Origin of the sequence: Paenibacillus uliginis N3/975 (assembly GCF_900177425.1) — a bacterium.
GTDB classification, from domain to species: Bacteria; Bacillota; Bacilli; order Paenibacillales; family Paenibacillaceae; genus Paenibacillus_AQ; species Paenibacillus_AQ uliginis.
This window is the reverse complement of sequence record NZ_LT840184.1, coordinates 2660199-2682600: the sequence shown is the minus strand read 5'-3', so window position 1 is coordinate 2682600 and position 22402 is coordinate 2660199. Positions and strand designations below refer to the sequence as shown.

The window sequence follows — 22402 nt, the reverse complement described above, 5'->3', positions numbered from 1 at the left end:
ATGAACGTTTCCCCTATAATTGAAACCCGTAATCTGTCCAAATCTTATGGCGGCACACATCGGGTACACCAGATTAATTTAGCTGTTCAAACTGGTCAGATTTTTGGCTTTCTCGGCCCTAACGGAGCCGGCAAAACCACAACGTTAAAAATGCTGCTTGGTCTTATCAAGCCTACTGAAGGCACAGTCAACGTGTTTGGTAAAGATTTGAGGAACAATCGCCCAGACATTCTGAACAAAACAGGTTCTCTTATCGAGTCTCCATCATATTACGGTCATCTGACCGGCTTGGAGAACATGAGAGTCATGCAGCACCTGCGGAACGTCCCGAGCAAAAATATTGATGAAGCACTCAAAATTGTTCGCCTTGAGAACCAGAAGCATAAACGAGCTGACCAGTATTCACTTGGTATGAAACAGCGTCTTGGTATTGCCATGGCCTTACTCGCATTTCCGAGTCTGCTGATCTTGGATGAACCTACGAACGGCCTTGATCCGGCAGGTATCGGCGAGATCCGGGAATTAATCAAGTCACTCCCTAAGCAATACGGGATGACCATTCTGCTCTCCAGTCATCTGTTGACAGAGATCGAACAGATCGCTACTTCTGTAGGCATTATCAGTGACGGCAAACTTCTTTTTCAAGGAACGATGGAAAGCCTTCAGGCAAGCAACAAGCCAAAGATACTTATTCAAACGAATGATATGGCCCGGGCTGAAAAAGTGCTTCTAACTCAAGGGTACATGCCCAGAATACTGGGAAAACGGCTTGTGCTCGAATATTTGCGCGAAGAAGAAGTAGCTCGGATGAACAAACTGCTGGTTGAACACGACATCCCCGTAAGTCGTATTGAGGAACACCAAAAAAGTCTGGAGGATATTTTTCTTGATCTTACCGGAAAGGAGCGGAGTCTGTGATTAAAGCATTATCGCTGGAGTACTTCAAAATTCGTCGTAAAAAGATATGGGTCATGCTGACTCTATTCCTTAGCGCAGAGATGATATGGGCATCCATGTCCATGAGCATCTCCATTTCCCGCAGTGCAGCTAATGCAAGCTGGGAAGCACTGATCTTTAGCATTTCTTCCATGAACGGTCTGTTTCTGCCGATTATTTCAGCAATTGTTGTATCGCGCTTATGTGATATGGAGCACAAGGGGAGCACCTGGAAAATGTTAATGACCACCAATATAGGGCGTAATCATGTGTACGCGGCCAAATACATATGTGCCAACAGTCTAATTCTGTACGGAATCGTTGCGCAAGCCGTGTTTATCGTAGGGTTCGGATTATTCAAAAACATCTCCGGACCGTTGCCCGTATCACTGTTGATACAATTCATTGCGGGAACGCTGTTAACCAACTTAACCATAACGGCTTTACAACAATGGTTATCCCTTGCAGTGAAAAATCAGGCCTTTTCCTTATGTCTGGGCATGTTAGGCGGTTTTATCGGAACAACGTCAAGCCTATTTCCTTCGGCAATACGCCATTGGTTTATCTGGTCCTATTACATGGATCTGAGCCCGGTCACGTATATCTACAGAGCTTCCTCCGGAACATACGTGACGGGAACGATGCCTCTCGGTTTGCTGATAGTGTCAATTGTAACGACTGTAATTTTTTATTTTGCTGGTAATACCCATGTCTCAAGGCAAGCGATCTAAGGAGGAAACTACATGTTCAGGAGCATTTCTGCCGAATGGCTTAAACTTCGTCATTCCCGGATCAGCCTGGTACTGGCAATCCTGCCTGTCATCAGTCTGCTGATCGGAGGTTTTAACTTTTACGTCAATCAAGCTGCCCTGCAAAATGGTTGGTATAGCTTATGGACACAGGTCAGTTTATTTTACGGGGAATTTTTCTTGCCTATACTCATTGCCATCTGCTGTGCTTATGTATGCAGACTGGAACATGCCAACCGGAACTGGAATATGATACTGGCTTCCCCTTTACCCATAACCAACCTGTTTATCGCTAAATTGATCATTGTAAGCATTTTGATTTTATCAGCGCAGACGTTATTTATAGTGATGTACTGGTTAGCTGGCCAGATGTTCTCCATCCCTGGCCCGTTCCCAATGGAAACGGTGATTTGGAGCCTCCGCGGCTGGATTGCTTCCATCTCCATTGCCGCTCTGCAGTTAGGTTTGTCGATACGTATACGGAGTTTTGCTACACCTATAGGTCTCGCTTTGTGCGCCGTTTTTCTTGGCCTGGGTATGTATGTACTAAAAATCGGCATGTTGTTCCCCTTCTCCTTGCTGACCATCGGAATGAGTGTACTTAGTCAGCAAGATCTTACACGTACGGAGAACCTGGCCTTCCTCCTCATGAATGGTATCTTTATCATATTGTTTGCTATCTGGTCCATCCATCGACTGAAACACAAGGACATTTAATCCTCCTGAATATATTAGAGAAAGGATAACCCGGAATGAAAAAAACATTTATATTACTTGCTCTGGTATTTATTATTTTGACTTGCTTGTGGCTGTTCTTCATGGCCCCCGATAAGCTAACCCCCGACAATCCGGCAGGCAAAACGACGTATTATACCATCGTAGATAATTCTTCAGCAAAAAAAGGTGATAACGGCAGATACAATTACGAATTAACAGGTTATACAGACCAAGGAAAGCCAAAGCAGCTGAGCTTCTCGACCAGCAAACAACTTCAAACGGGGGCATATATAAAACTGTATGTAACTTTGTTTCGTGGCGTAACGCATTGGGAAGAGATTACGTCAGACGAAATACCAAGGCAGGTTAATTTTTCAGAAAAGCTTTGAATTCTTCAAGCGATGAAAAATATTTCCCTCATTTGTAATACGGTTCACCTAGCTATCTGTAACGGCAAGTTTTAAGGACATCCTTTGCGGGATGTCCTTTTCCTTGTAGAATATGCTTTACTGTCTTTTAGTTAAAGAGCCTTTTATTCGTCTAACAAAGCTGCTTGTCGCTTGTAATGATCCTCGATCACCAAACAAGCCATTGCTTCAATCACCGGTACAACGCGAGGACAGATACAAGGATCGTGCCTACCTATCGTCACGATCTCCTGTTCGTTGCCATACGAGTCGACGGTCCGTTGCGGAATTGAGATGGATGAGGTCGGCTTTACGGCAACTCGGAACACGATATCCGCCCCGGTGCTGATCCCTCCGATGATTCCGCCGGCATTGTTTGTGCGAAATCCACTTGCGTCCATCTGATCGTTGTGTTCGCTACCCAGCATCGATGCCGCCTGGAAGCCCGCACCGAATTCGATGCCCTTGATCGCTCCGACAGACAGCATTGCCTTTGCCAGCTCCGCATCCAACTTGTCGAACACGGGCTCCCCAATTCCTGCTGCAACGCCGCTAATCCGGCATTCCACGATTCCCCCGCAGCTGTCGCCCTTTGAAGCTAGTTGTTCGATTCGCTCGATCATGCGTCCCGCCGCCACGGGATCGCAAGCCCGCACTGAGTTGCGTTCGATGGCATCGGAGTCGAATGTCTCGCATCGGATGCCACCGATCTCGATTGTATACGCCAATACCGAGACGCCCCGCCGTTCCAGCAGCTTGCGCGCAACCGCTCCTGCGGCCACACGCGCTGCCGTCTCCCTGCCCGAAGCCCTACCACTCCCGCGATGGTCACGCAACCCGTATTTTTTCTCGTAGACAAGATCCGCGTGCCCGGGCCGGAACATCGATTTGATATCGTCGTACGCCGACGGACGCATGTCCGTGTTGTTAAGCATTATGCACAGCGGAGTCCCCGTCGTTCGACCCTCGAAGAGACCTGATAAGATGCGGATCTTATCATATTCCTTCCGAGGAGTTGTGACGGAGGATTGCCCCGGTTTTCTGCGATCCATCTGAATTTGGACGTATGCTTCATCCAACTCGACGCCTGGCGTTACGCCTTCAACGATGACGCCCACCGCCTCTCCGTGCGATTCCCCAAACGTGGTAACTTTCAACCGCTCTCCGAACGTGCTTCCTGCCATGTCCCTACACCCCTACTCTTTAGAATTCCTTCTGCTTTAGTTTAAGGGTATACTTGTAATAAATGAAATTGTAATATTCAATACTTGTCATAGAGAGGATTGATGACAAATGATTGCCAACACGGAGTGGTACCGTATTTTCCTCCATGCTGCCGACTCTTCCAATTTGACCAAGGCTGCGCAAAGCCTTCATATGACGCAGCCTTCCGTGAGTTATGCGATTAAGCAGCTAGAAAAGGCGCTCGGGGTCAGTCTGTTTGACCGATTATCTAAAGGTGTCCGGCTAACACAAGAAGGACAGGCCCTATATCAGCATGTCCGGCAAGCGTTTGAGGAACTTGAATCCGCTGAGAGCCGCATGAAAAAGCTGAAGCAGTTTCGTGAAGGACACCTACGGATTGGCGCAAATGGCGCGATTGTAAAAGACTTCCTTCTTCCCTTACTTGACCAGTTTCATTTCCGTTACTCCGACATCCACATCAAGTTGTCGCAAGGGCAGACGAGCCTCATATTAGAGCGGTTGAAGCGCGGTTCGTTGGATCTCGGCTACGTATATCTGCCCGTATCGGACGAAAAAATCGAGATCGTCACCTCATATGCTTTGCCTTATTGCGTGGTCGTTGGAAGGAACTTCGCAGACTGGTCACTGGAGCCATTGACGACAGAGAGGTTAATGGAGCTTCCTCTCTTGATGCTGTCCCCCGGCAGCACGACGCGTTCCTTCATCGAAGGATGGTTCCGATCGCAAGGGGTTGAAGCGGAAGCCGATTTCGAACTGAATAGCCTGGAAATGCTAACCGAATTCGCCGAGCGCGGGTACGGAGCGGCATTCATGCCACGAGACTTTGTAACGTCACGTATATTGTCCGGGTCCTTAATGGAGCTTCGCACGGTAGTTCCACTGCCTGATCGGCATATCGGTATCGCTGTTCGAAAGCATTCGTCTCCGTCGCTTGCAGCCGGGGCGTTCTTAGAAATGCTGCTGAACTGACGTGTTTTTGTTGAATAAGTGAAAAGGGAATACCCTGTTTTTCTATGCCAACTTGAATCTCAGGGCCGACCTGTATAACAGGGCATTCAAACTCCGTTAGCTTATTGAAGATGAGTAAATTTATAGTTTGCGAATATTAATCTCAGTAACAGAATGTCCTTCACCTTTTGTTAAGATCAGATCTGCCCTATTTTTGGTAGGTAAAATATTTTCGATAAGATTCACTCTGTTTATTTCGTTCCATATACGATTAGCAATTTGTAAAGCTTCTTCCTCTGAAAGATTGGCATACTTTTGAAAATAGGATTCAGAATTCGTAAATGCAGTTCGACGGAGTAGATTAAAGCGTTCTATGTACCATTTTTCAATGTCAGATTCGTTTGCATCAATATATATGGAGAGATCAAAGAAATCCGAGATGAATGTTTTAATTTGTTTTTTTGCTTGTTTCGGAGGCGAAAGTACATTTACTCCTTCAACTATAACTACATCTGGACTGTTTATAACTTGCTCTTTATCAGGAAGAATATTGTATTTCAAATGGGAGTATACTGGAGCTTTTACCTCGGTTTTACCTGACTTTAATTCAGACAGGAAGCTAAAAAGTTTTACAACATCATAACTTTCGGGAAAACCCTTCTTTGTCATTAGCCCTTTTGATTCAAGTTGTTCGTTCGGATAAAGAAAACCATCCGTTGCGACCAGTTCCACGTTTGGCTTATCAACCCATTGTGAAATTAAATATTGAATGATTCTTGCAGTTGTACTCTTACCCACAGCTACACTGCCAGCTATCCCAATGATAAAAGGAACTTTGTTGGTTTTTAGTCCAAAAAAATTGTTACTTGTTCTATGTAGATCTTTTTTGTTCAAATAATGTAATCTTACCAGTTGAGTTAAAGGAAGATAGATTTCTGTCACTTCTTTTAATGACAAGCGCTCATTTATTCCTTGAAGAGATCCAAGGTTAATGTCATTTAGAGAAGCATCGTTATTGTTCTCTCCCAAGGTTGACCATTGTGTCCTATTAAAAGAAATGTATGGAGAGTATTTTTGGTTACTTGTATTGTGCATTTTTAAGCCCTCATTTGCTATGTTAAAATTTTTAATCAGGTGCTTGTTTACATAATATAAACACTAGATAATTTTTTGTGGGTTTCTTTTTAGACTTCTACCGATGGGAATGGAAAGTCGGACAGAGAATCCGTTATTTGTGAGAAGTAGCGTTTTTTTGTGATACTCGCGGACTTAGGTTCCGTTATTTGCTTGTGAACTCCCTGAATCCCCTGAGTTTACGGATAATAGCGTATCCCCTGTCCGCGTACACAGCCAAAAAGGTCAAAAATGGAGAACTAGTGGAACGTGTGTCCTCAAGCATCCACAAAAATAGTGTGTTTACAAAATCGAGCCCTAACCACAACAAAATGAAATTAATGAAGGTTTATAAGTGAAACGACTGCTTTTGTGCTACACACGGTGCAGACTACGGTATACAGACGGTGGCATACCCGTATTCTTAGAGAAAACACGGCTCAGATAAAAGCCGTTCTCATACCCGCATTGTGCAGCGATTTCATCCAACTTCAGTGTCGTGGCTTCCAGCAGATGCCGTGCTCTTGTAAGCCGAACTTCGTTGAGAAATTCGGACGGTGTCACGTCGAACGCTTTTCGGAACCGACGAGTTAGCTGTACAGGCGTCAGCTTTAACTGTTCGGCCAGTTCTTGCATGGAGAAGCTTTCGTAAGCTTGCTCCGTCAATCGCTTCCGGGCTTCATCCATAAGTACATCGCTTTGTCCCGAATTCCCCTTTTGTTCGCTCTGTTCCAGCATGACCAGCCTTAGCATGTCAATCACCATATGCTGCTTAAGCTGCATGAAGGCTTCGTCCCTTCTGTCGAATTGTCTTAAATACCGATAGTCAGACCGTAACCTATCTGTATCGATTACCTTGAGCTTTCCGCTCCATCCTTCTTCTTTCGCGGTAAACGGTTCAGTCAACCATACAAATTGCAGAAAGTGAAATGACAATGGCTCGAGCATCTGCCGTTGAAACGGTTGATGAGGCGGGCAAAGAACCAAATCACCAAAGCCTGCTTCACCGCTCTCCGCTCCTATGGTGTAATGAAAACGCCCCTCTTCAACAGCAAACAAAGTCCAGCAGGAGTAGTTGTCTGACGGGAGCATAAATTCAGGCTTTTGATGCCAATAAACATGAGACACAAGCTTCAGTCCGATATCTGGCAGCGACACCACAAGCACCTCTTATTCTTATGAAACAAAGTATATGCTTATTGTAACTGTATGCATGTTCAAAGGAAATAGGATCTTTTACAATGAAATTGAAGATATTCCACTAAAGTGAGGTGCCATCGTTGTTATGAGACTTGAAGCCGTTAACTCGGATATAACCGTTATCGGCGGCGGACTGGCCGGTGTTTGTGCGGCTGTTGCTGCGGCCCGCTTGGGCCAAACCGTTTCACTTGTTCAAAATCGCCCCGTTCTAGGCGGAAATTCAAGCAGTGAAGTACGCGTTTGGGTATGCGGAGCGACTTCGCACGGCGTTCACCGGAATGCTCGTGAAACCGGTATCATGGGTGAGTTGTTTATTGAAAATCAATACCGCAATATCGATGGGAATCCGTATATATGGGATTTGATTGTCCTCGAAAAGGTGAAAGCGGAAAGTAACATTACGCTTTTCCTGAATACGGATGTGCATGAAGTGGAAGCGAGTGGCCATGAAGACAACCGACGGATTACCACCGTAACGGGCTGGATGATGGGATCGGAGCGCCGAATACGCTTCGATAGCAAGGTCTATCTGGATTGTACAGGCGACGGTTTGGTCGGCTTCCTCGCTGGCGCCAAGCATCGCATCGGCCGTGAATCGCAGGAAGAATTCAACGAGGAATGGGCACCGCTAGTATCCGATGACATTACGCTGGGAAGCACCCTTTTCTTCTACACGAAGGATGCTGGTCATCCCGTGAAGTATATTGCCCCCAGCTTCGCCAAGGACATCACGAAGACATCCATTCCTATGAACCGTGTTATACGCAGCGGCGACAACGGCTGTGCTTACTGGTGGATCGAATGGGGCGGCGAGCTTGACACGGTGCATGATAATGAGCGAATTCGTGATGAATTGTCTTCCGTCATTTACGGGATCTGGGATTACATTAAAAACTCCGGCAAGTTCGACGCCGACAACTTAACACTGGAATGGATCGGCTCCATACCAGGCAAAAGAGAATACCGCCGTTTCATTGGCGATTACGTACTCAACCAGAACGATATCATCGCCCAGGTTGAATTCGAAGATCGCGTCGCATTCGGCGGATGGTCGATTGACTTGCATCCGCCGCAAGGAATGTATGCGACAACCAAAGGATCGAAGCATATGTACACGGATGGAAGCTATCATATCCCCTTTCGTTCTCTCTACTCTGCCAATGTGTGCAATATGCTAATGGCAGGCCGCAATATCAGCGCCTCTCACGTTGCCTTCGGGACGACGCGCGTCATGGCGACTTGCGCCGTTATTGGCGAAGCGGCAGGCACAGCCGCTTCGCTATGCGTACAGAACGACGTCTCGCCGCGTAAGCTGCACGCGGAATACTTGGGTGAACTGCAGCAGACGCTGCTTCGTCAAGATGCATCGGTGTTAGGCCTCAGGAATACGGATGCAACCGATCTGGCGCTTCGGGCCGAAGTGACCGCATCCAGCACGTTAACGCGGATCGCACTGGAAGAGTCGATTGGAACGGTGCCGCTGGATGCCGATCTTGGTTTCATCGTCCCTGCCGATCCCGGTATCGACGGTGTTGAGCTGCTGATCGACGCTGTACATGATATTGAACTTACTGTCGAGCTGTGGAGCACGAGCAAGCCGCAAAACTACGTCCCCCATACGCTTGTATCGGCCTGCAAGATTGAAGTTAAAGCCGGAGAGAAGCAATGGGCGCTGGCGAATCTGTCATGGCATCCGAAAACCGCGCAAAATGCGTTCATCATAGTGAAAAAGCATGCAGATGCTGCCCTGCATCAGTCCGGTCGCCCGCTCTCCGGTGTGCTCTCCTTCAAACACGCCGTGAATGAGCAAAGCTTCAAGGACTTTGGCGATATGTATCATCACCAGCCCGTTCTGGAGTGGAGTGGCAAGGATTTTGTTCGAAAGCCCTTGTGCTTCAGGCTGTGTTCGCCGACTTTAGGGCTTACCGCAGATAAAGCGACGGACGGTTATATTCGCCCATACGGCGGACCGCATATGTGGTCATCGCAAGCGATGGAACCAAGCACGCCAGAATGGTTAGAACTTGGCTGGACGAAGCCTGTTCAGATCCGATCCGTCCATGTCACGTTTAATGATGATGTGAATGAAGATTTAATTAATCTGCATCACCATCGTACCCCATTTGAGGTTATTCCTGAGCTGGTTAAAGACTATCAAGTCCAAGCCTGGATCAATGGCGAATGGATTACCGTAACCGATGAATGCAATAATCATGTGCGAAAAAAAGTCCATAAACTGGCAGCCCCCGTACTTACAAGCAAGCTTCGCGTCGTTGTAACATCCACGAACGGTGGCACTCGAGCGGAAATCCTTGAAGTGCGCTGTTACGAATAAAATGCGCTAAAATCGCCCCTTCCTCGCGAGGTAAGGGCGATTTTTCGTGTTCAACATTCAGCTATGCAATCCTTAGATCCTTAGGCGTTTGAAAGAGACTGCCCGCTCCTCAGAGCAGGCAGTCTCCAAAACACTAACTTTTTTGTTGAATAACGCTGTTAACCATCATTCACGTACATTTACTATTATTGTTTCACTCGATGTCATCCCTGCTTCGTTAACAAGCTCGCATCGATATTCATACGTACCCGCCGTCTTGTCACGGATCTCCGTTACAGCCGATTGCGCTTGTGGCGTCTTATCGTCAAGCGTTTGGGTATCGATAAGAACGCCGTTCTCATACAACCGGTACGTCGATCCATTTGTGCCCCACCACAGGTTCATGGTGACTTTGAAATTTCCATCCCCGTCCCAATTATCATGTGAGAGAACGGGTTTGCCCGGCGCTGCACCGTTCACGCGCACAACCAGGACATCGCTTCGCGTCGTACCGTATGCATTCGTCAGCTCAGCCACATATTCATACGTCCCGTTCTCCTTGTACGTAATGGACGTTACGGTGGATTGGGCATTGGGCGAAGCGTCCTTCAGCATTTGCGTATCAATCAGGATGTCGTTCTCATATAATTTGTAGCTTGTTCCGTTATTCCCCCACCACAAGTTCATCGTTATGTTGTAGCTGCCGTCCTTGATGCCCGTATCATGGCCGTTATCGGATGACAGCTTCGGTTTTCCCGGCGCGCCTGAAGCACTTGAAACGATATTGTTGACAACCGCCGTCGCCGTTCCTTGGTTACCGGCACCGTCGACGAACTCAAAGGTAAAGCTTCCGTTCTCCAAAAACGTATAACTGTCCGCCCCTCCGTTGTTCGTAATCGTAACCGGCTCGCTTGGGTTTATCGTTGCGACAACCTCCTGGTTGGTAGGCTCTGTAATGCTATAAACGATTGAAGCTGTCGGCGCGGTCTGGTCTATACGAAAAGTAACTGTTTGTGCCTCCTCCGCATTCCCTGCATTGTCGGTCGATTTATAAGAGAGGGTATACGATCCGTCTTCATCAAACGTCAAGGGTGTCGTATAAAGCAGCCAGTTCTTTCCTTCGTCCAGGCTATATACCGTCGTTGTTACGTCGGATGAGTCATCCGTAGCGCTAAGCGTTGCCTGTACTTTGCTTACATACCAGCCATTCCGTTCCGTCCCTTCAAGAGAAACGACCGTTTTCGGCGGGGTAGCGTCAGCCGTAACCAACCATTGCATGGAGCGAAACTTTGAAGACAGCTTCCCGTCTCCGATACCCCCTCCCCATTCAATAAATCCTTTCCTGCCGTTTCCGTCATTATCATTGACAAGCATCGAGAAGCTGATTACCCCATTCTTTTCCGCCTTAATCGGCGCTATTTCCGACCAGGGCAGCGATAATTCATAGATGGTGTAGTTCTGATCTTCGTCTCTTGTGACGGCAAGACTTCCATTCTCAACCGCCCCCTTCTCCACGCCCGGAGGCGTAATCCAGCGGTATATTTGCGGACCTTCAGGGGTTTGAGAAATTCCATATTCGTACCAATAACGGCTTTCTCCCGGAAGACCGTTCGCAACTGCAAATTGAATGCTATCGTTTTTCCAAATCTCAGCCCCCGCGGACGTCGATGCTTGGATATCATCTTTAATCTTCGCGGAAAGATAGAAGCGGTCGGAATCGTAGCTTAGCCAAAGATTACCACTTAAATCGCCTGCCCCTTGATATCCGGTCATTTTCACCGTACCTTTGGACAGATCGATCGTGGATGCGCTGCCCGCGGTTTCAGGATCAATCGTCCCATCCACCGTGACGGATCTGCGAGGAACGGGATTAAATTCGGCAGTTCCTTCATAAGTGTACGGGTCGAAACCATCCATATAAACAGTCACTTTAATGGTACTGGTAACGCCGTTGCTAAAGCCGGTAAGCGGAATTTCCACAGAAGTAGAAGATTCGGACGGAACCGAAGCGTTTAGGACCTCGGTGCCCGATTGGGTCCCAAATCGCCAATCCACTTTTTTAACCTGTAATGCCTTTGATTTCGATTCGTTCTTGACTGCAACCATAAGCGCTTTACTCATATCCGGTTCGTTCATAATGGGGCGAACCTGAACATCATAGGATGGAAGTGTCGAAGACGAACTCCTAAGCAGTCCGACATTTTCATTTCCTTTCATCAAAACGCCCGTTACCAAACGGCTGCCTGGCTCGTTTCCGCTCGGAACTTGAATCGTTTGTTCGGTTTTTTGCCCACTTGGCGTTTTAACGGGATAAAGCTGCCCTTCCACGTTCAGGCTGAAATCAAAATCCTCGGACATCGCGTTATCGGTTTGCAAGGTGAACGACATCGAATCGCCTGCCTGTGAAGATTCCCCCATCAGAGCAAACGTCGAATCCTTTTCGATAGCGGTAACTTCCCCAACCACAAAAAACGGTTCGTTGCTTAACGTCACAAATACGTTTCCGTTATAAGGTGTATACGTATGCGTATTCCCCATCATATCTGTGATTTCGATCGGATTTGTAGTACGAATGACGGCCGGAACAGAAGGACTTGTCGTCCATAAAACACGGACATTGCCGCCATTTTTGTCAAACAGATAGCTTCGGATATCGCTGTCCGTAGAATCCCGTTGCACGAACGCCCTGCTATTCAACATTTTTGTCATGGTTGCGAAGGACGTATAGGCGGGCTTCGGCGTAAGGCTCCCAAGCTTATCGTTCGGATTCCGTAAAAGGCCGAAATTATCCTCGTTTATATTTTGAAGTCCGTCATTGATCAAATCGTACCAAACGACCTTCTCCACGCCATTCGCCAAGGCAACGACATAGGCACGAAGCAGATAATTCGCTTGCGTCTTCTCATCCACGCCCCGGGCATCCAATTGCGTCGGCCAACCTGTTTCGTTAATCCAAATCGGTTTCAAATTTCCATTGTTGTATTTTCGGATTAAATCCTTTACACCCGTGATCAGGTCTTCATAGCCTTCCGGCGGGCCGGGATATAAATAGGGATGAATCGAAAAGCCGTCCATGTACGACATCCCGCCAAGTTTAAGCACGTCTTCGATCCATTTTAGATCCCCCGCCGTCGATGTTCCGAGAACCGGCAAATCGGGGTGAGAGGCTTTGAGCGTTTCATACGTTTTCTTTAACAGCGGATAGTAATATTCGGGTTTGGAATCGGCAGGACCGTTGCCGCGATCTCCGAAACTACCATAAAATTCGTTATACACTTCGACGGCATCCATCTGGCCTTGATATTGGTCCACGTAAGCCTTCATGTAATTGGCGAATCCTTCACGCCCTGCATCCGTATACGGAGTACTGTCATTGTCGTAATTGGGGTTCGTATATCCCGAAACGAAAAGGAAGTCAAAATGATCCTTATCCAGCATGTTCATATAATAGTCAGGCTGAGGAGTAAACGTATAGCTGCCCTGCTGCTTCTCGATGCCACGCCACTCATAACCGCCCCGCACCAATCCGATGCCGGCATCCTTCATCAGGCTCACGATATCGGCAGTCAACGTTTGCGGAAAACGGTGCAAATGCGTCGACACCCCGAACGGCGAATGCTCATTCCCCGATTCATCCCGAGATGCAAGCACGGCAAATGGCGTCTTGATCAAAACCGGATCGCTTCCCGCAAGTTCCGCTCTAACCTGCAGCGTGAAATAACCATACTTCGAATGAGGTACTGTCCATATGGCTTCATTTTGAACTGATGGCTCAACGCCCTCTTGCACGAGCGCTCCTTGATAATCATAAACGGCCCACGATACCGTTGGTCTTGCCGTTCGCACCTTAAATTTGATCGGTTCTCCGTCTGTAAACACATTGCCTGGACGAAGCTGAACCAATTTTGTTGTCGGCGTCGCCGCAGTAATGTATGGCCCGTCACTGCTCCACTCATTTTGAGTATTCCCGGCTTCAATTTTAAACGTATACTTCTGGCCGACCGCAAGCCCCGTTACCACATAGGAGGTCGTCGTGCCATTCGCCTTCCCGATAGCGCTTCCATTTTGATAAACAGTATAACCGGTCACGCCTGCAGGATCGGTCGCGGCAGACCATTCCAGTTGCATGCCGTTCTCGGTAATGTTCGAAACATTGAGAACTCCGCCATCAGGCCAGCTCGGAGCATTTTCATTTGTCCTATTGACCGAAATTTCCAAATAGGGACGGTTCTCTGCGTTTTCCTTGCTGTTGACCGATACGGCATGGCCTTTCGCAGCTTGCTCCACCAACGCAAGGCTAGCCGTTCCGTCCAAAGCCATTTCCTTTTTGACGAAGGCAGTTACATCAAATTCATGCCAGCTTGCCGTTTTTCCTACATTAACGGTATCCAAATAATGATCGATTTCAGGTTTATTGTTCCAGGTAACCGTGTTTTCCTCCCACGCATCATCCTCCATGCCGTAGGCCTGCACGCCAATCGTCGAATTCTCCGTATCGACGGCATACACCTTTAATTTGGCCGATCCAATCTCCCCGGTAAGTGTACTCAGATCAAATTTCATGTACGCTTGCCTGTTCAGATTGCTGTCCGCATCGTAATTTTTGACCAAAAGCAGGTTCGAGGTACCGTAATTTTTGCCCGCATTCCCTCCGGCATTCACGTAGGTATCCTCGATCGGACTCAATTGCACGGCAGTCGAATCGTTAGCCGGCTCCCCCATAGACTCCGCCGCGAAAATCGGTGCAGCCCCATTCCAAGGCAACACCAAACCAAGAAGCAAGACGGTTATCATAAACACCCTAAAGCTACGAATAGCTGCATTGACTCGTTTATGTTTAAACATCATTCTCCCCCGATCTTTTTTTGTTAACAAACGTATAATGAAATCGCTCCTTCAATTGCAATTCATTTCTAACCGTGAAACAAAACGAACCTTTCAGCTGGCTTCTTCGCAAGTCTCAACGCGATAGACCTTTCCTCTGATTCCAGCGACGCTTGAACGGCATGCTCTGAAGTAGTTACCGAGGTTCGGCTTTCAGGCTGTTCATCAGCACTGGAAAGCATCAAAGCAAACATAAACAGAGCTTCCTCCATCGCATGAAAATCAATCTCTGTAGGATCACCTTCGTGCAAAATATAGTCCAGTCCTACTACCGAACCTTCCTCGACAATGTCCCAGCGGAATTTGCCGCATCCCTCCATGGCGCCATACAAAACTTGAACCGAAAGAAACGTTTCCCCAAGCTGCGTTTGGAACGCATTTTCTCCGATCTGCTTCCATGACGGCACGCTTCCGGAGCTCCCTATTTCAATCCGGATTCGCAAATCCGAAGCCGTCATCCGTCCATTAATGGGATCCAAATTCACATGCGTATCCCCGCCATCCAGTGCGAACTGAATGCCGTACAGCACCGAAGCTTGGCTTTGCTCACTGGTAAACACTGCCGAACAGAAGTCGTAACCGTCGTGTAGAACCCGAAGCTGGATATAACTATGTTCTTGATTCGCTGTTTGAACGTAACCTAACAGATTTCGGCACTGCTTCCACATGACGTTATGATTAAACGTTCCAAGCGAATATTCTGGGGTCATGTACGTATAAGCCGTCCGTGTCGGGAACTCGTGATAAGGGGGCAAATCCTGCATTAGTTCCCGCACACCGATGCTGGTAAACAGCCTAAACAGCCGCTTCGGACAGACTACGCCATGGCCGTACCAGTCGTATTCGTATACAAAATGGTCATCGCTCATAAACGGCACCTCGCCTTTGCAGGCCATTTGCAGGAACGAGAGATGCAAAGGAGCCAGAAATGTTCGATAAGAACGGGCATGAGGACCGGACCATTCCTTCAGCAGAGGGTGAAAATGCTCAGCAATCATTACCCAAGTCGCATCCAGCAGCTCGCTTGCCAAGCACTTTGCTTCCTCCGCTTGCGAATAGGTCACAAGCGCGGACAGTTCCAGAATCGCCACCGTACTGTACGCCGGGCTATTGTATTCCAGGAAAGCTCCGGTTTGCATCGAATAATCGTATAGCCGCTTCAGCCGTTCCATGCCGTAATCGAAATAAACGCGGTTTTCCAGCCATTCTCCTGCAATCAACGTCACGAATGCTCCCATGATCGCGATATTCGTGTAGTCGGGACCGACATTGCGTTTAATAATGGCTCCACAACTGTAGCAAATCGCTTGCCGCGTTAATTGCTGCAGATCGGCCGGAAGCTTGCTACCGTGCCGGATTAAAACCAGCAGCAGCCGTTTGCCGATGAAATCCGCCCAATTCCAATCCGGCGGCGACATTTGGGTGAGCGGTTCCTCAAAGTACCATGACCAGATCCCGAATGTCGGCGAATCCGGCTGCCGATCTTGAAGCGACAGGACGGTGCGCAGAATATCCAGCGCCCGATCATAATGTTGCTCCTCGCGGCAATCCAAGATAGCGAGAGCATAATCAAGGGATTCCCTAATCGGGTAAACATACTCCACGTTTTTAAGTGTCGTATGGTAACCGGGATTCGTAAACGGCGTACGGAGCATCTTGATCTCATCATTGTAGTTCTCATGCTTCCGTTCCAACGATTTCTTTAACCAGGGGAGCCATCGGGTTTCCTCATCCTGTAGTACACTGCTGTACTTCATCATGCTTGACATGAACATACCTCCAACTCAGTTCCGGCGGTGGAAGCTTCCGATCCTTCTCGAGATCGGAAGCTTCCTTACCGGTTTTTTCATGAATCCGTTATTTCAGATTGTTTTTATTAGCGTCATACCATTCCTGGGCCAGCTTCTCCACGTTTTCGCCGCCAAGACGCTTCCATTCTTTTCGTAACTCGTTTAGCCCTTCTGCAGGCGACATGGAACTGCCGCCGGTAACGACTTTCGCTTCAATCTGTTGAGCGATCGGCGCAAATGTCGCGATCAATTGGGTCAATTCAGGGAAATCCGGACTATACGGGATATCTCTGCGGTATTTATTCTTCATGGCGAGCTCCAGGGAATTGCCTTTTTCCTTGGCATAGTTTTGGGATACTTCGTCCTTTGCTGCCATTGCCAGGAACATTTCCGGCTTCAACACATTATCGATCATGATCGCATATTCGGAAGCATAGGAAACTTCCTTCTTGAATTTGTCCGGATCCGTTTTTTGCCGTACGCCGTCAACCATCGTATAATGGACGTTTTCTTCTCCGTACTTGAGCGGCACCCAACCGTCCTTAAGCATCCAATCGATAAACTGGATGGCCGACTTAATCTGATCTTCATTCATCTTGCTATTGAATGTGGTAAATACGCTTGGAGGAGCCTCTTGATATAATCCGTTTTTGCCGTATTTGCTGCTGATCGATTCAAGCGGCACCAACTTTGCGTTCGGATCATTTTTAACCAGGTTATTATTCAATTCTTCTATATCCCAATTGGCAAGGTAGATGCCTGCTTTGCCTGTCGTCAGCAGTTGGCCTGAACGTTGGAAGTTCGTGTCTGTAATATATTCCTTATCAATCAATCCTTCATCGAAAAGCTGCTTTTGAAATGCCAGCGTATCCGCATACCGATCAAGCGTCCTGCCAAATTGCAATGTGCCATCCTCTACATACCACTGGTTCTCGCTTGTAAAAAAGAAAGCTTGATCTATCGAATTCGCACTCGTGCTTAACGCGATCGGGACGGTATCCGCTTGACCATTGCCATCCGGATCCCCATCCTTGAATTTGCGGGCAACATCGATAAACTCTTCCAGTGTTGTCGGGGCCTTCAGTCCAAGCTTATCCAGCCAGTCTTGACGGATCCACATCCCGTGATTGGCAAGCGTTTCCCTTGCGAACGACACTGCGTACACTTCCCCGTTAAATTTCAAGTAAGGCTGCAGCTCAGGGTGCTTCTCCAAATAGGCTTTGTATGTCGTACTATATTTGTCGATATAATCGCCAATCGGTTGTATGGCGCCTTGATTAGCCAACTGACTGACATAATTCCGATCGTATTCCCATATCAGATCGGGCGCTTCGCCAGCGGCGATCAAAGCGTTCAGCTTGGCTTGTGCCTGATTCCTCGCAACGGGAATCCACTTCACCTTGACCGGTGAGTTCTCATTAATCCATTTCGTCCATCGATTATTTTCATAAGTTCCTTCCTCAGTCGGTACTTTACCGCGATCAAACATCGAAATGCTGATTTCTTTCTTTGAACCCTCGCTTACCGCGTTAGAAGTACCAAGCGAGCCGCCAGGCTGCTTTTCGGCAGATTTGTTGGAGCCGCATGCGGCCAGCACCGTCACGGACATCGTGATCACCATCAAGGCGGCAAGAGCGGATTTCCCTGCGTGTTTCAGCTTGCTCATCGTTTCATCCCCTTTTCGATATTTATCTATATCAAGAGCTTTTCGGCCCTGTGATATCGGCCGTTATCCTTTGACCGAGCCAATGAGAACACCTTTGACAAAATGCTTCTGGAGGAACGGGTATACGCACAGGATTGGAGTGACGACAATGACGACAGCAGCTGCCTTGAGAGCTTCAGGTGTCAGAAGAACTTGCTCCATCACATCGTTTCCTCCGATATTGTTTAACAGATTGTCGTCCACCCTGCTGACCATTTGGTACAGCTTTACCATGACGGTCAACTTCGTGGATTCCGTAATATACAGCAAAACGTTGAAGTAGCTGTTCCACCAGCCGACGGCATAGAACAATGACAACGCCGCCAGAATCGGCTTGCACAGCGGCATATAAATTTGTAGCAGTATCCGCCAGTCCCCGGCACCATCGATGGACGCCGACTCCTCAATTTCCTCCGGCAGCCCTTCCATGAACGTCTTCATCACGAACATGTTATACGTACTGATCAATCCCGGCAGCCAAATCGACCAATATGAATTCATAAGCCCGAGAGACTTAATCAGAATAAAATTAGGAATCAACCCTGCGACAAACAACATGGTAATCGTAATGAACGCCAGCAGCCCATTCCGTCCCACAAGTCTCTTTCTAGAGAGCGGATACGCCGCCATAATCGTCATGATCACGTTAAGCACGGTTCCGACAATCGTAACAAGAATGGTATTTCCCATTGCCATGATGAGTTGTCCGTCCTCCAATAACCGTTCATATGCAACGGTGTTGAATTCGACGGGCCATAAAAAGACTTCGCCAGACGTAATCGCCCTGCTGCTGCTGAAAGATGCCGCGATTTCGTACCAGAAGGGAAACAAAGTTAACAATGAAATACAGCCAAGCAACGCGTAAGCGCTTACCAAAACAATTTTATTTGAGATTCCTATTTTCGTTTTTACCATCGCTTTACCACAGCCCCCGTTCCCCGAAGAGTCGGATCAGCCGATTGACGCTGAGAACCAGAATCACGCCAATGACCGATTGGAACAAACCGATGGCCGTCGTATAGCTGTAACTCATGTTTTGTAGCCCTACCCTGTAAACATAAGTACTAATGACGTCGGCTACATCCAATACGGAATTATTTTGGAGGACAAGCGTTTGCTCCAATCCTACGTCCATCATTTGTCCCATTCTGAGAATGAGCAAAATGGCAATCGTGCCGCGGATGCCGGGCAATGTAATATGCCAGATTTGCCGCAGCTTGGCGGCGCCGTCGATTTTGGCAGCTTCATAGAGCTGAGGGTCAATCGAAGCCATGGCCGCCAGATACAGTATCGTTCCCCAGCCTGCTTCCCGCCAAATGCCCGATATCGTATAAGCGATCGGCCACCAGAACGAATCTGCCATGAAATAGATGGTTTCTCCGCCGGTTATTTTTTTAAGAAGAAGATTCACGAACCCCGTACTTGGTGACAACGCGGCAACTACAATGCTACCGAGCACCGCCCATGACATGAAGTGGGGGATGTACAGCATGTTTTGCACGATTCGCTTGTACCAGTTCAGGCGTACTTCATTTAATAGAAGAGCCAGGATAATTGGTATAGGAAATCCAAACACAAGACTATACAGGTTAAGAACGAGCGTGTTTCTTAAAATTCTCCAAAAATCCGAACTTTCGAATATCATCTGAAAATGCTTGAATCCGACCCACTGACTTCCGAATATACCATCCGCGAACCTGTAATCTTTGAAAGCAATGATCTCTCCGACGATCGGTATATATTTAAACAGAAAATAAAATCCGATAACGGGCAGGAGCATCAAGTACAAATGTTTATCCCGTACCATTCTTCTCCAAACCGAACGCCGATTTATTCCGCTTCGTACAGCATACGATCCGGTTTGCGATTCCGCCGCCGCTAACCTCCCCTTCACATAACCTCACCCTTTCGCATCATATCGCTTCCCCCTTTCGCAGCTGAAGGTTACTGATGTGTGCTGCAATTTAAATTGTAGAAAAGGAAGCCCGAGCTGGAAAGAGACGCGTTATGCGTTAGGTGTCTTTTCTTACAAATTACAGGGTCGCATTTTTTATGATCCGTGCATTTTTTTGTGATTTTGTAGCGAGGAGCTTATTCTAACGCGAGTTTTGCGGTTGAATCCAGCACATAATCGCGATATTCCGTCGGTGTCATACCTGTATATTTTTTAAAAGCCCGCAGAAAGCTTCGGGTATTCGTATACCCTACCTCTTCTGCAATATCGTTGATTTTTCGATTCTTGTCCGTTAACAGTTGCTTAGAAGCATTGATCCGGGTTTCGATCAAATAATCAATGAAATTTTTCTCTGTATGCTCTTTAAACAATTTACTGATGTACGTCGGACCCAGCTCAAACTGGGCCGCCAACTGGGCAAGAGAAAATTCGCTTCCCATATAATGATCTTCGATGTATACAAGCATTTTCTCGATCAATTTATTGCTGCCCCGCTGCATACGCTTATCCTCAACTCTCTTCGCCATTTGTTCCAATACGGTCAGCACGATCTGAGTCAGCTCCTGCCAATCGCGGCAGCGGTTCATTCTTTCGTGGAGATTGCCCAGGCTATTCAGGGTCTCCTCCGTATCGATGCCAGTCGCCGCAATGGCCTGCAACGATTTCATGATCAGTTCATAAGAAAGATGCCGAATCAGTTCCGGAGACATGCCGGCTTCTACCGCCTCCCGGTACAAGATCGCCACATCTTGCTGAACTTTTTCAAACTCCGTGCGTTTGAGGGCTTCTACGATCCGATCCGTCATTTTGATGATACGGTAATAGTCCTGATGATCCGATCCAATCAAATCCTCAAATGAAATGACGGCATGATTGCCGATAACCATTCGGTATTGCAGTGCTTTTTGCGATTCGTCATACGATTTGGGAATATCCTTCATGTCGCGGTAGCATCTGCCTACTCCGGCTGTTACCAACAGTCCAAACTGGTGTTTCATGATATCAAGAACCAGTTCAAGGATGGTCAGTGCCTGAAGATGGTTCTTCTCTACATCCCCTTCCCCAAAACTAAAAATAATCGCGGCTCGGCCTGAACCCAGATCGATGGCAACGCCAGCCGTTTCCATATTGATCAGTTCTTCTGCTACGTTACACAGCACATAGGTATACAGCGTTTCATCTTTGGAGCTAATGCCGCCGTTCTTCGCAATTTCAGCTGTACAGACAACAAACATTTCCGGCAGAAAGCTAAACCCGGTAAATTCCAACTGCGGACTTACCGACGTGTATTCCGTTCGATAACCTGTCAGCATATCCATCACGATTCTCCACTTCAGAACCGGCTTAGAATCCCGAACGCGCTGCTCCAACTGCTCACGATCCGTAAACATCTGATCGAACACCGTTTCCAAATAATCGAGTCTGACAGCCTGCCCCGGCTGGGTCGGCTTGATGGCTCCAGACATTTTTCTCGCCAAACGATCCAAAGGTTTAAAGGTCCGGCGGTTCACGTAGAAAAGAACAGACATCGCCAGGATAACCATAAGGGCGACAATCAGGATCATCAGATTCCGAATGGATTCCAGCGGTTGGTACAGCTGGGCTTGTGGGATAACGCTTACAATTTTCCAACCTGTATAATTGGACGTCCTATAAAAGATGGATTGCTTGCCCTCGTTCGATTCGGCTGAGAATTGGCCGCTTCCTTTTTCACTTAAAATCCGCTTGATATAAGGGACGTCTGTCATATTTTTATATAATTTCGATTTGTCATCATGTGTCACGATATTCCCTTTGTCGTCGATGATGAACGTATGTACGCCCTCTTGACTGCCTTCGAACACATCACTGATCATCCCGTAGAGAATGTCCTCATGAATATTGACGGCAACAAGCCCCTTCCGATAACCGGGACTACTAATGAGTGGATAGGGACGAATCAGCGTGACGACATCCTGCATTTTATCCCCATCCCACACCTTGTGAGTAGCAATCCACTTCGAGTAACCTTCCATTTCGATATAGCTTTCTAACCAATGGTCTTCCGATTCATTTTTTTTCATAAACGTTTTATCGGTCATAACGTCGCCGCTCGTGTTCGAGTAAACAAAGACGGAGGAAAATTGCTCACCCGCATGCACCATCGTTTTCAATTTGTTTGACAAACCGAAGAAATTCGCATATTTTTTGGAGGCATCATCGAAGCTGTCATACATGAAATACACATACTCAAGTTCCTCTGACAAGTTCAGCAAATCTTTCTCCGTTGTGCGAAACACAATTTCGATTCTTTTATCGATCTGCTTTAACAATGCGATATGCGTATCCTTCAAATCCTTCTCCAGGCGCCCTACCGTTCCAAAATAAGACAAACCAAAGGTTAGGAAAATGATGACGGTAAAAATAGATCCATAAATAATCATGGCTTTTCCGGAAATACTCAAACGCATTGGACACCCCTCCATAAGTAGTGAAATTG

Annotated in this window: 14 protein-coding genes and 2 pseudogenes; 6 read left to right on the top strand and 10 right to left on the bottom strand. The window is 47.4% G+C overall.

Annotated features, from left to right (window positions below; genetic code table 11):
* Genes B9N86_RS12685 through B9N86_RS12670 form a run of 4 tightly spaced genes read left to right on the top strand, consistent with a single transcriptional unit; the run spans position 1 to position 2791 of the window.
* Positions 1-918, top strand: coding sequence for an ABC transporter ATP-binding protein (locus B9N86_RS12685; protein WP_208920307.1), 918 nt, complete (start codon positions 1-3; stop codon positions 916-918).
* Complete coding sequence (locus tag B9N86_RS12680; protein WP_208919553.1) at positions 915-1667, top strand: ABC transporter permease; 753 nt, start codon at positions 915-917, stop codon at positions 1665-1667. Before B9N86_RS12685 ends, B9N86_RS12680 begins: the two co-directional genes overlap by 4 nt.
* A 12-nt stretch (positions 1668-1679) precedes the next feature.
* Positions 1680-2402 carry an ABC transporter permease gene (locus tag B9N86_RS12675; RefSeq protein WP_208919551.1) on the top strand — a complete coding sequence of 241 codons (723 nt, stop codon included), beginning with the start codon at positions 1680-1682 and terminating at the stop codon, positions 2400-2402.
* A gap of 35 nt (positions 2403-2437) precedes the next feature.
* Complete coding sequence (locus B9N86_RS12670; RefSeq protein ID WP_208919549.1) at positions 2438-2791, top strand: YxeA family protein; 354 nt, start codon at positions 2438-2440, stop codon at positions 2789-2791.
* A 143-nt stretch (positions 2792-2934) separates the two neighbouring features.
* Here B9N86_RS12670 and aroC read toward each other — a convergent pair whose 3' ends face one another.
* On the bottom strand, positions 2935-3993 hold the full coding sequence (gene aroC, locus B9N86_RS12665) for a chorismate synthase (RefSeq protein WP_208919547.1): 1059 nt from the start codon (positions 3991-3993) through the stop codon (positions 2935-2937).
* 109 nt (positions 3994-4102) lie between these two features.
* On the opposite strand from aroC, the gene B9N86_RS12660 reads away from it, so the two are divergent.
* The gene (locus B9N86_RS12660) at positions 4103-4984 is read left to right on the top strand and encodes a LysR family transcriptional regulator (protein ID WP_208919545.1); all 882 of its coding nucleotides are present in this window, start codon (positions 4103-4105) and stop codon (positions 4982-4984) included.
* 120 nt (positions 4985-5104) lie between these two features.
* Here the strand turns inward: B9N86_RS12660 and coaA are convergent, their stop codons facing one another.
* Both coaA and B9N86_RS12650 read right to left on the bottom strand, forming a co-directional pair.
* Positions 5105-6058, bottom strand: a complete 954-nt coding sequence (gene coaA, locus B9N86_RS12655; protein ID WP_208919543.1) for a type I pantothenate kinase — start codon at positions 6056-6058, stop codon at positions 5105-5107.
* A 393-nt stretch (positions 6059-6451) separates the two neighbouring features.
* Positions 6452-7234 (bottom strand): helix-turn-helix domain-containing protein, encoded by a 783-nt coding sequence (locus tag B9N86_RS12650; protein WP_208919541.1) that lies wholly within the window; start codon positions 7232-7234, stop codon positions 6452-6454.
* Between the two features lie 127 nt (positions 7235-7361).
* Between B9N86_RS12650 and B9N86_RS12645 the strand changes: the two genes are divergently transcribed.
* On the top strand, positions 7362-9611 hold the full coding sequence (locus tag B9N86_RS12645; protein WP_208919539.1) for an FAD-dependent oxidoreductase: 2250 nt from the start codon (positions 7362-7364) through the stop codon (positions 9609-9611).
* 165 nt (positions 9612-9776) lie between these two features.
* On the opposite strand, the pseudogene B9N86_RS30260 reads toward B9N86_RS12645, so the two are convergent.
* From B9N86_RS30260 to B9N86_RS12615, 7 genes and pseudogenes are all read right to left on the bottom strand, one after another.
* Positions 9777-10349: pseudogene (locus B9N86_RS30260) on the bottom strand (chitinase N-terminal domain-containing protein); the annotation flags it as partial.
* Between the two features lie 246 nt (positions 10350-10595).
* A pseudogene (locus tag B9N86_RS12640) lies at positions 10596-14312 on the bottom strand (CBM96 family carbohydrate-binding protein); the annotation flags it as partial.
* Between the two features lie 191 nt (positions 14313-14503).
* Positions 14504-16243, bottom strand: coding sequence for a hypothetical protein (locus B9N86_RS12635; RefSeq protein WP_208919527.1), 1740 nt, complete (start codon positions 16241-16243; stop codon positions 14504-14506).
* 88 nt (positions 16244-16331) lie between these two features.
* Positions 16332-17930: an extracellular solute-binding protein gene (locus tag B9N86_RS12630; protein WP_208919526.1), complete on the bottom strand. Its 1599-nt coding sequence runs from the start codon at positions 17928-17930 to the stop codon at positions 16332-16334.
* Positions 17931-17993: 63 nt separating this feature from the next.
* Complete coding sequence (locus B9N86_RS12625) at positions 17994-18884, bottom strand: carbohydrate ABC transporter permease (RefSeq protein ID WP_208919525.1); 891 nt, start codon at positions 18882-18884, stop codon at positions 17994-17996.
* A gap of 4 nt (positions 18885-18888) precedes the next feature.
* The gene (locus B9N86_RS12620) at positions 18889-19863 is read right to left on the bottom strand and encodes an ABC transporter permease (RefSeq protein WP_244563063.1); all 975 of its coding nucleotides are present in this window, start codon (positions 19861-19863) and stop codon (positions 18889-18891) included.
* Between the two features lie 197 nt (positions 19864-20060).
* Positions 20061-22373 (bottom strand): PDC sensor domain-containing protein, encoded by a 2313-nt coding sequence (locus tag B9N86_RS12615; RefSeq protein WP_208919524.1) that lies wholly within the window; start codon positions 22371-22373, stop codon positions 20061-20063.
* Between the last annotated feature and the right edge of the window lie 29 nt (positions 22374-22402).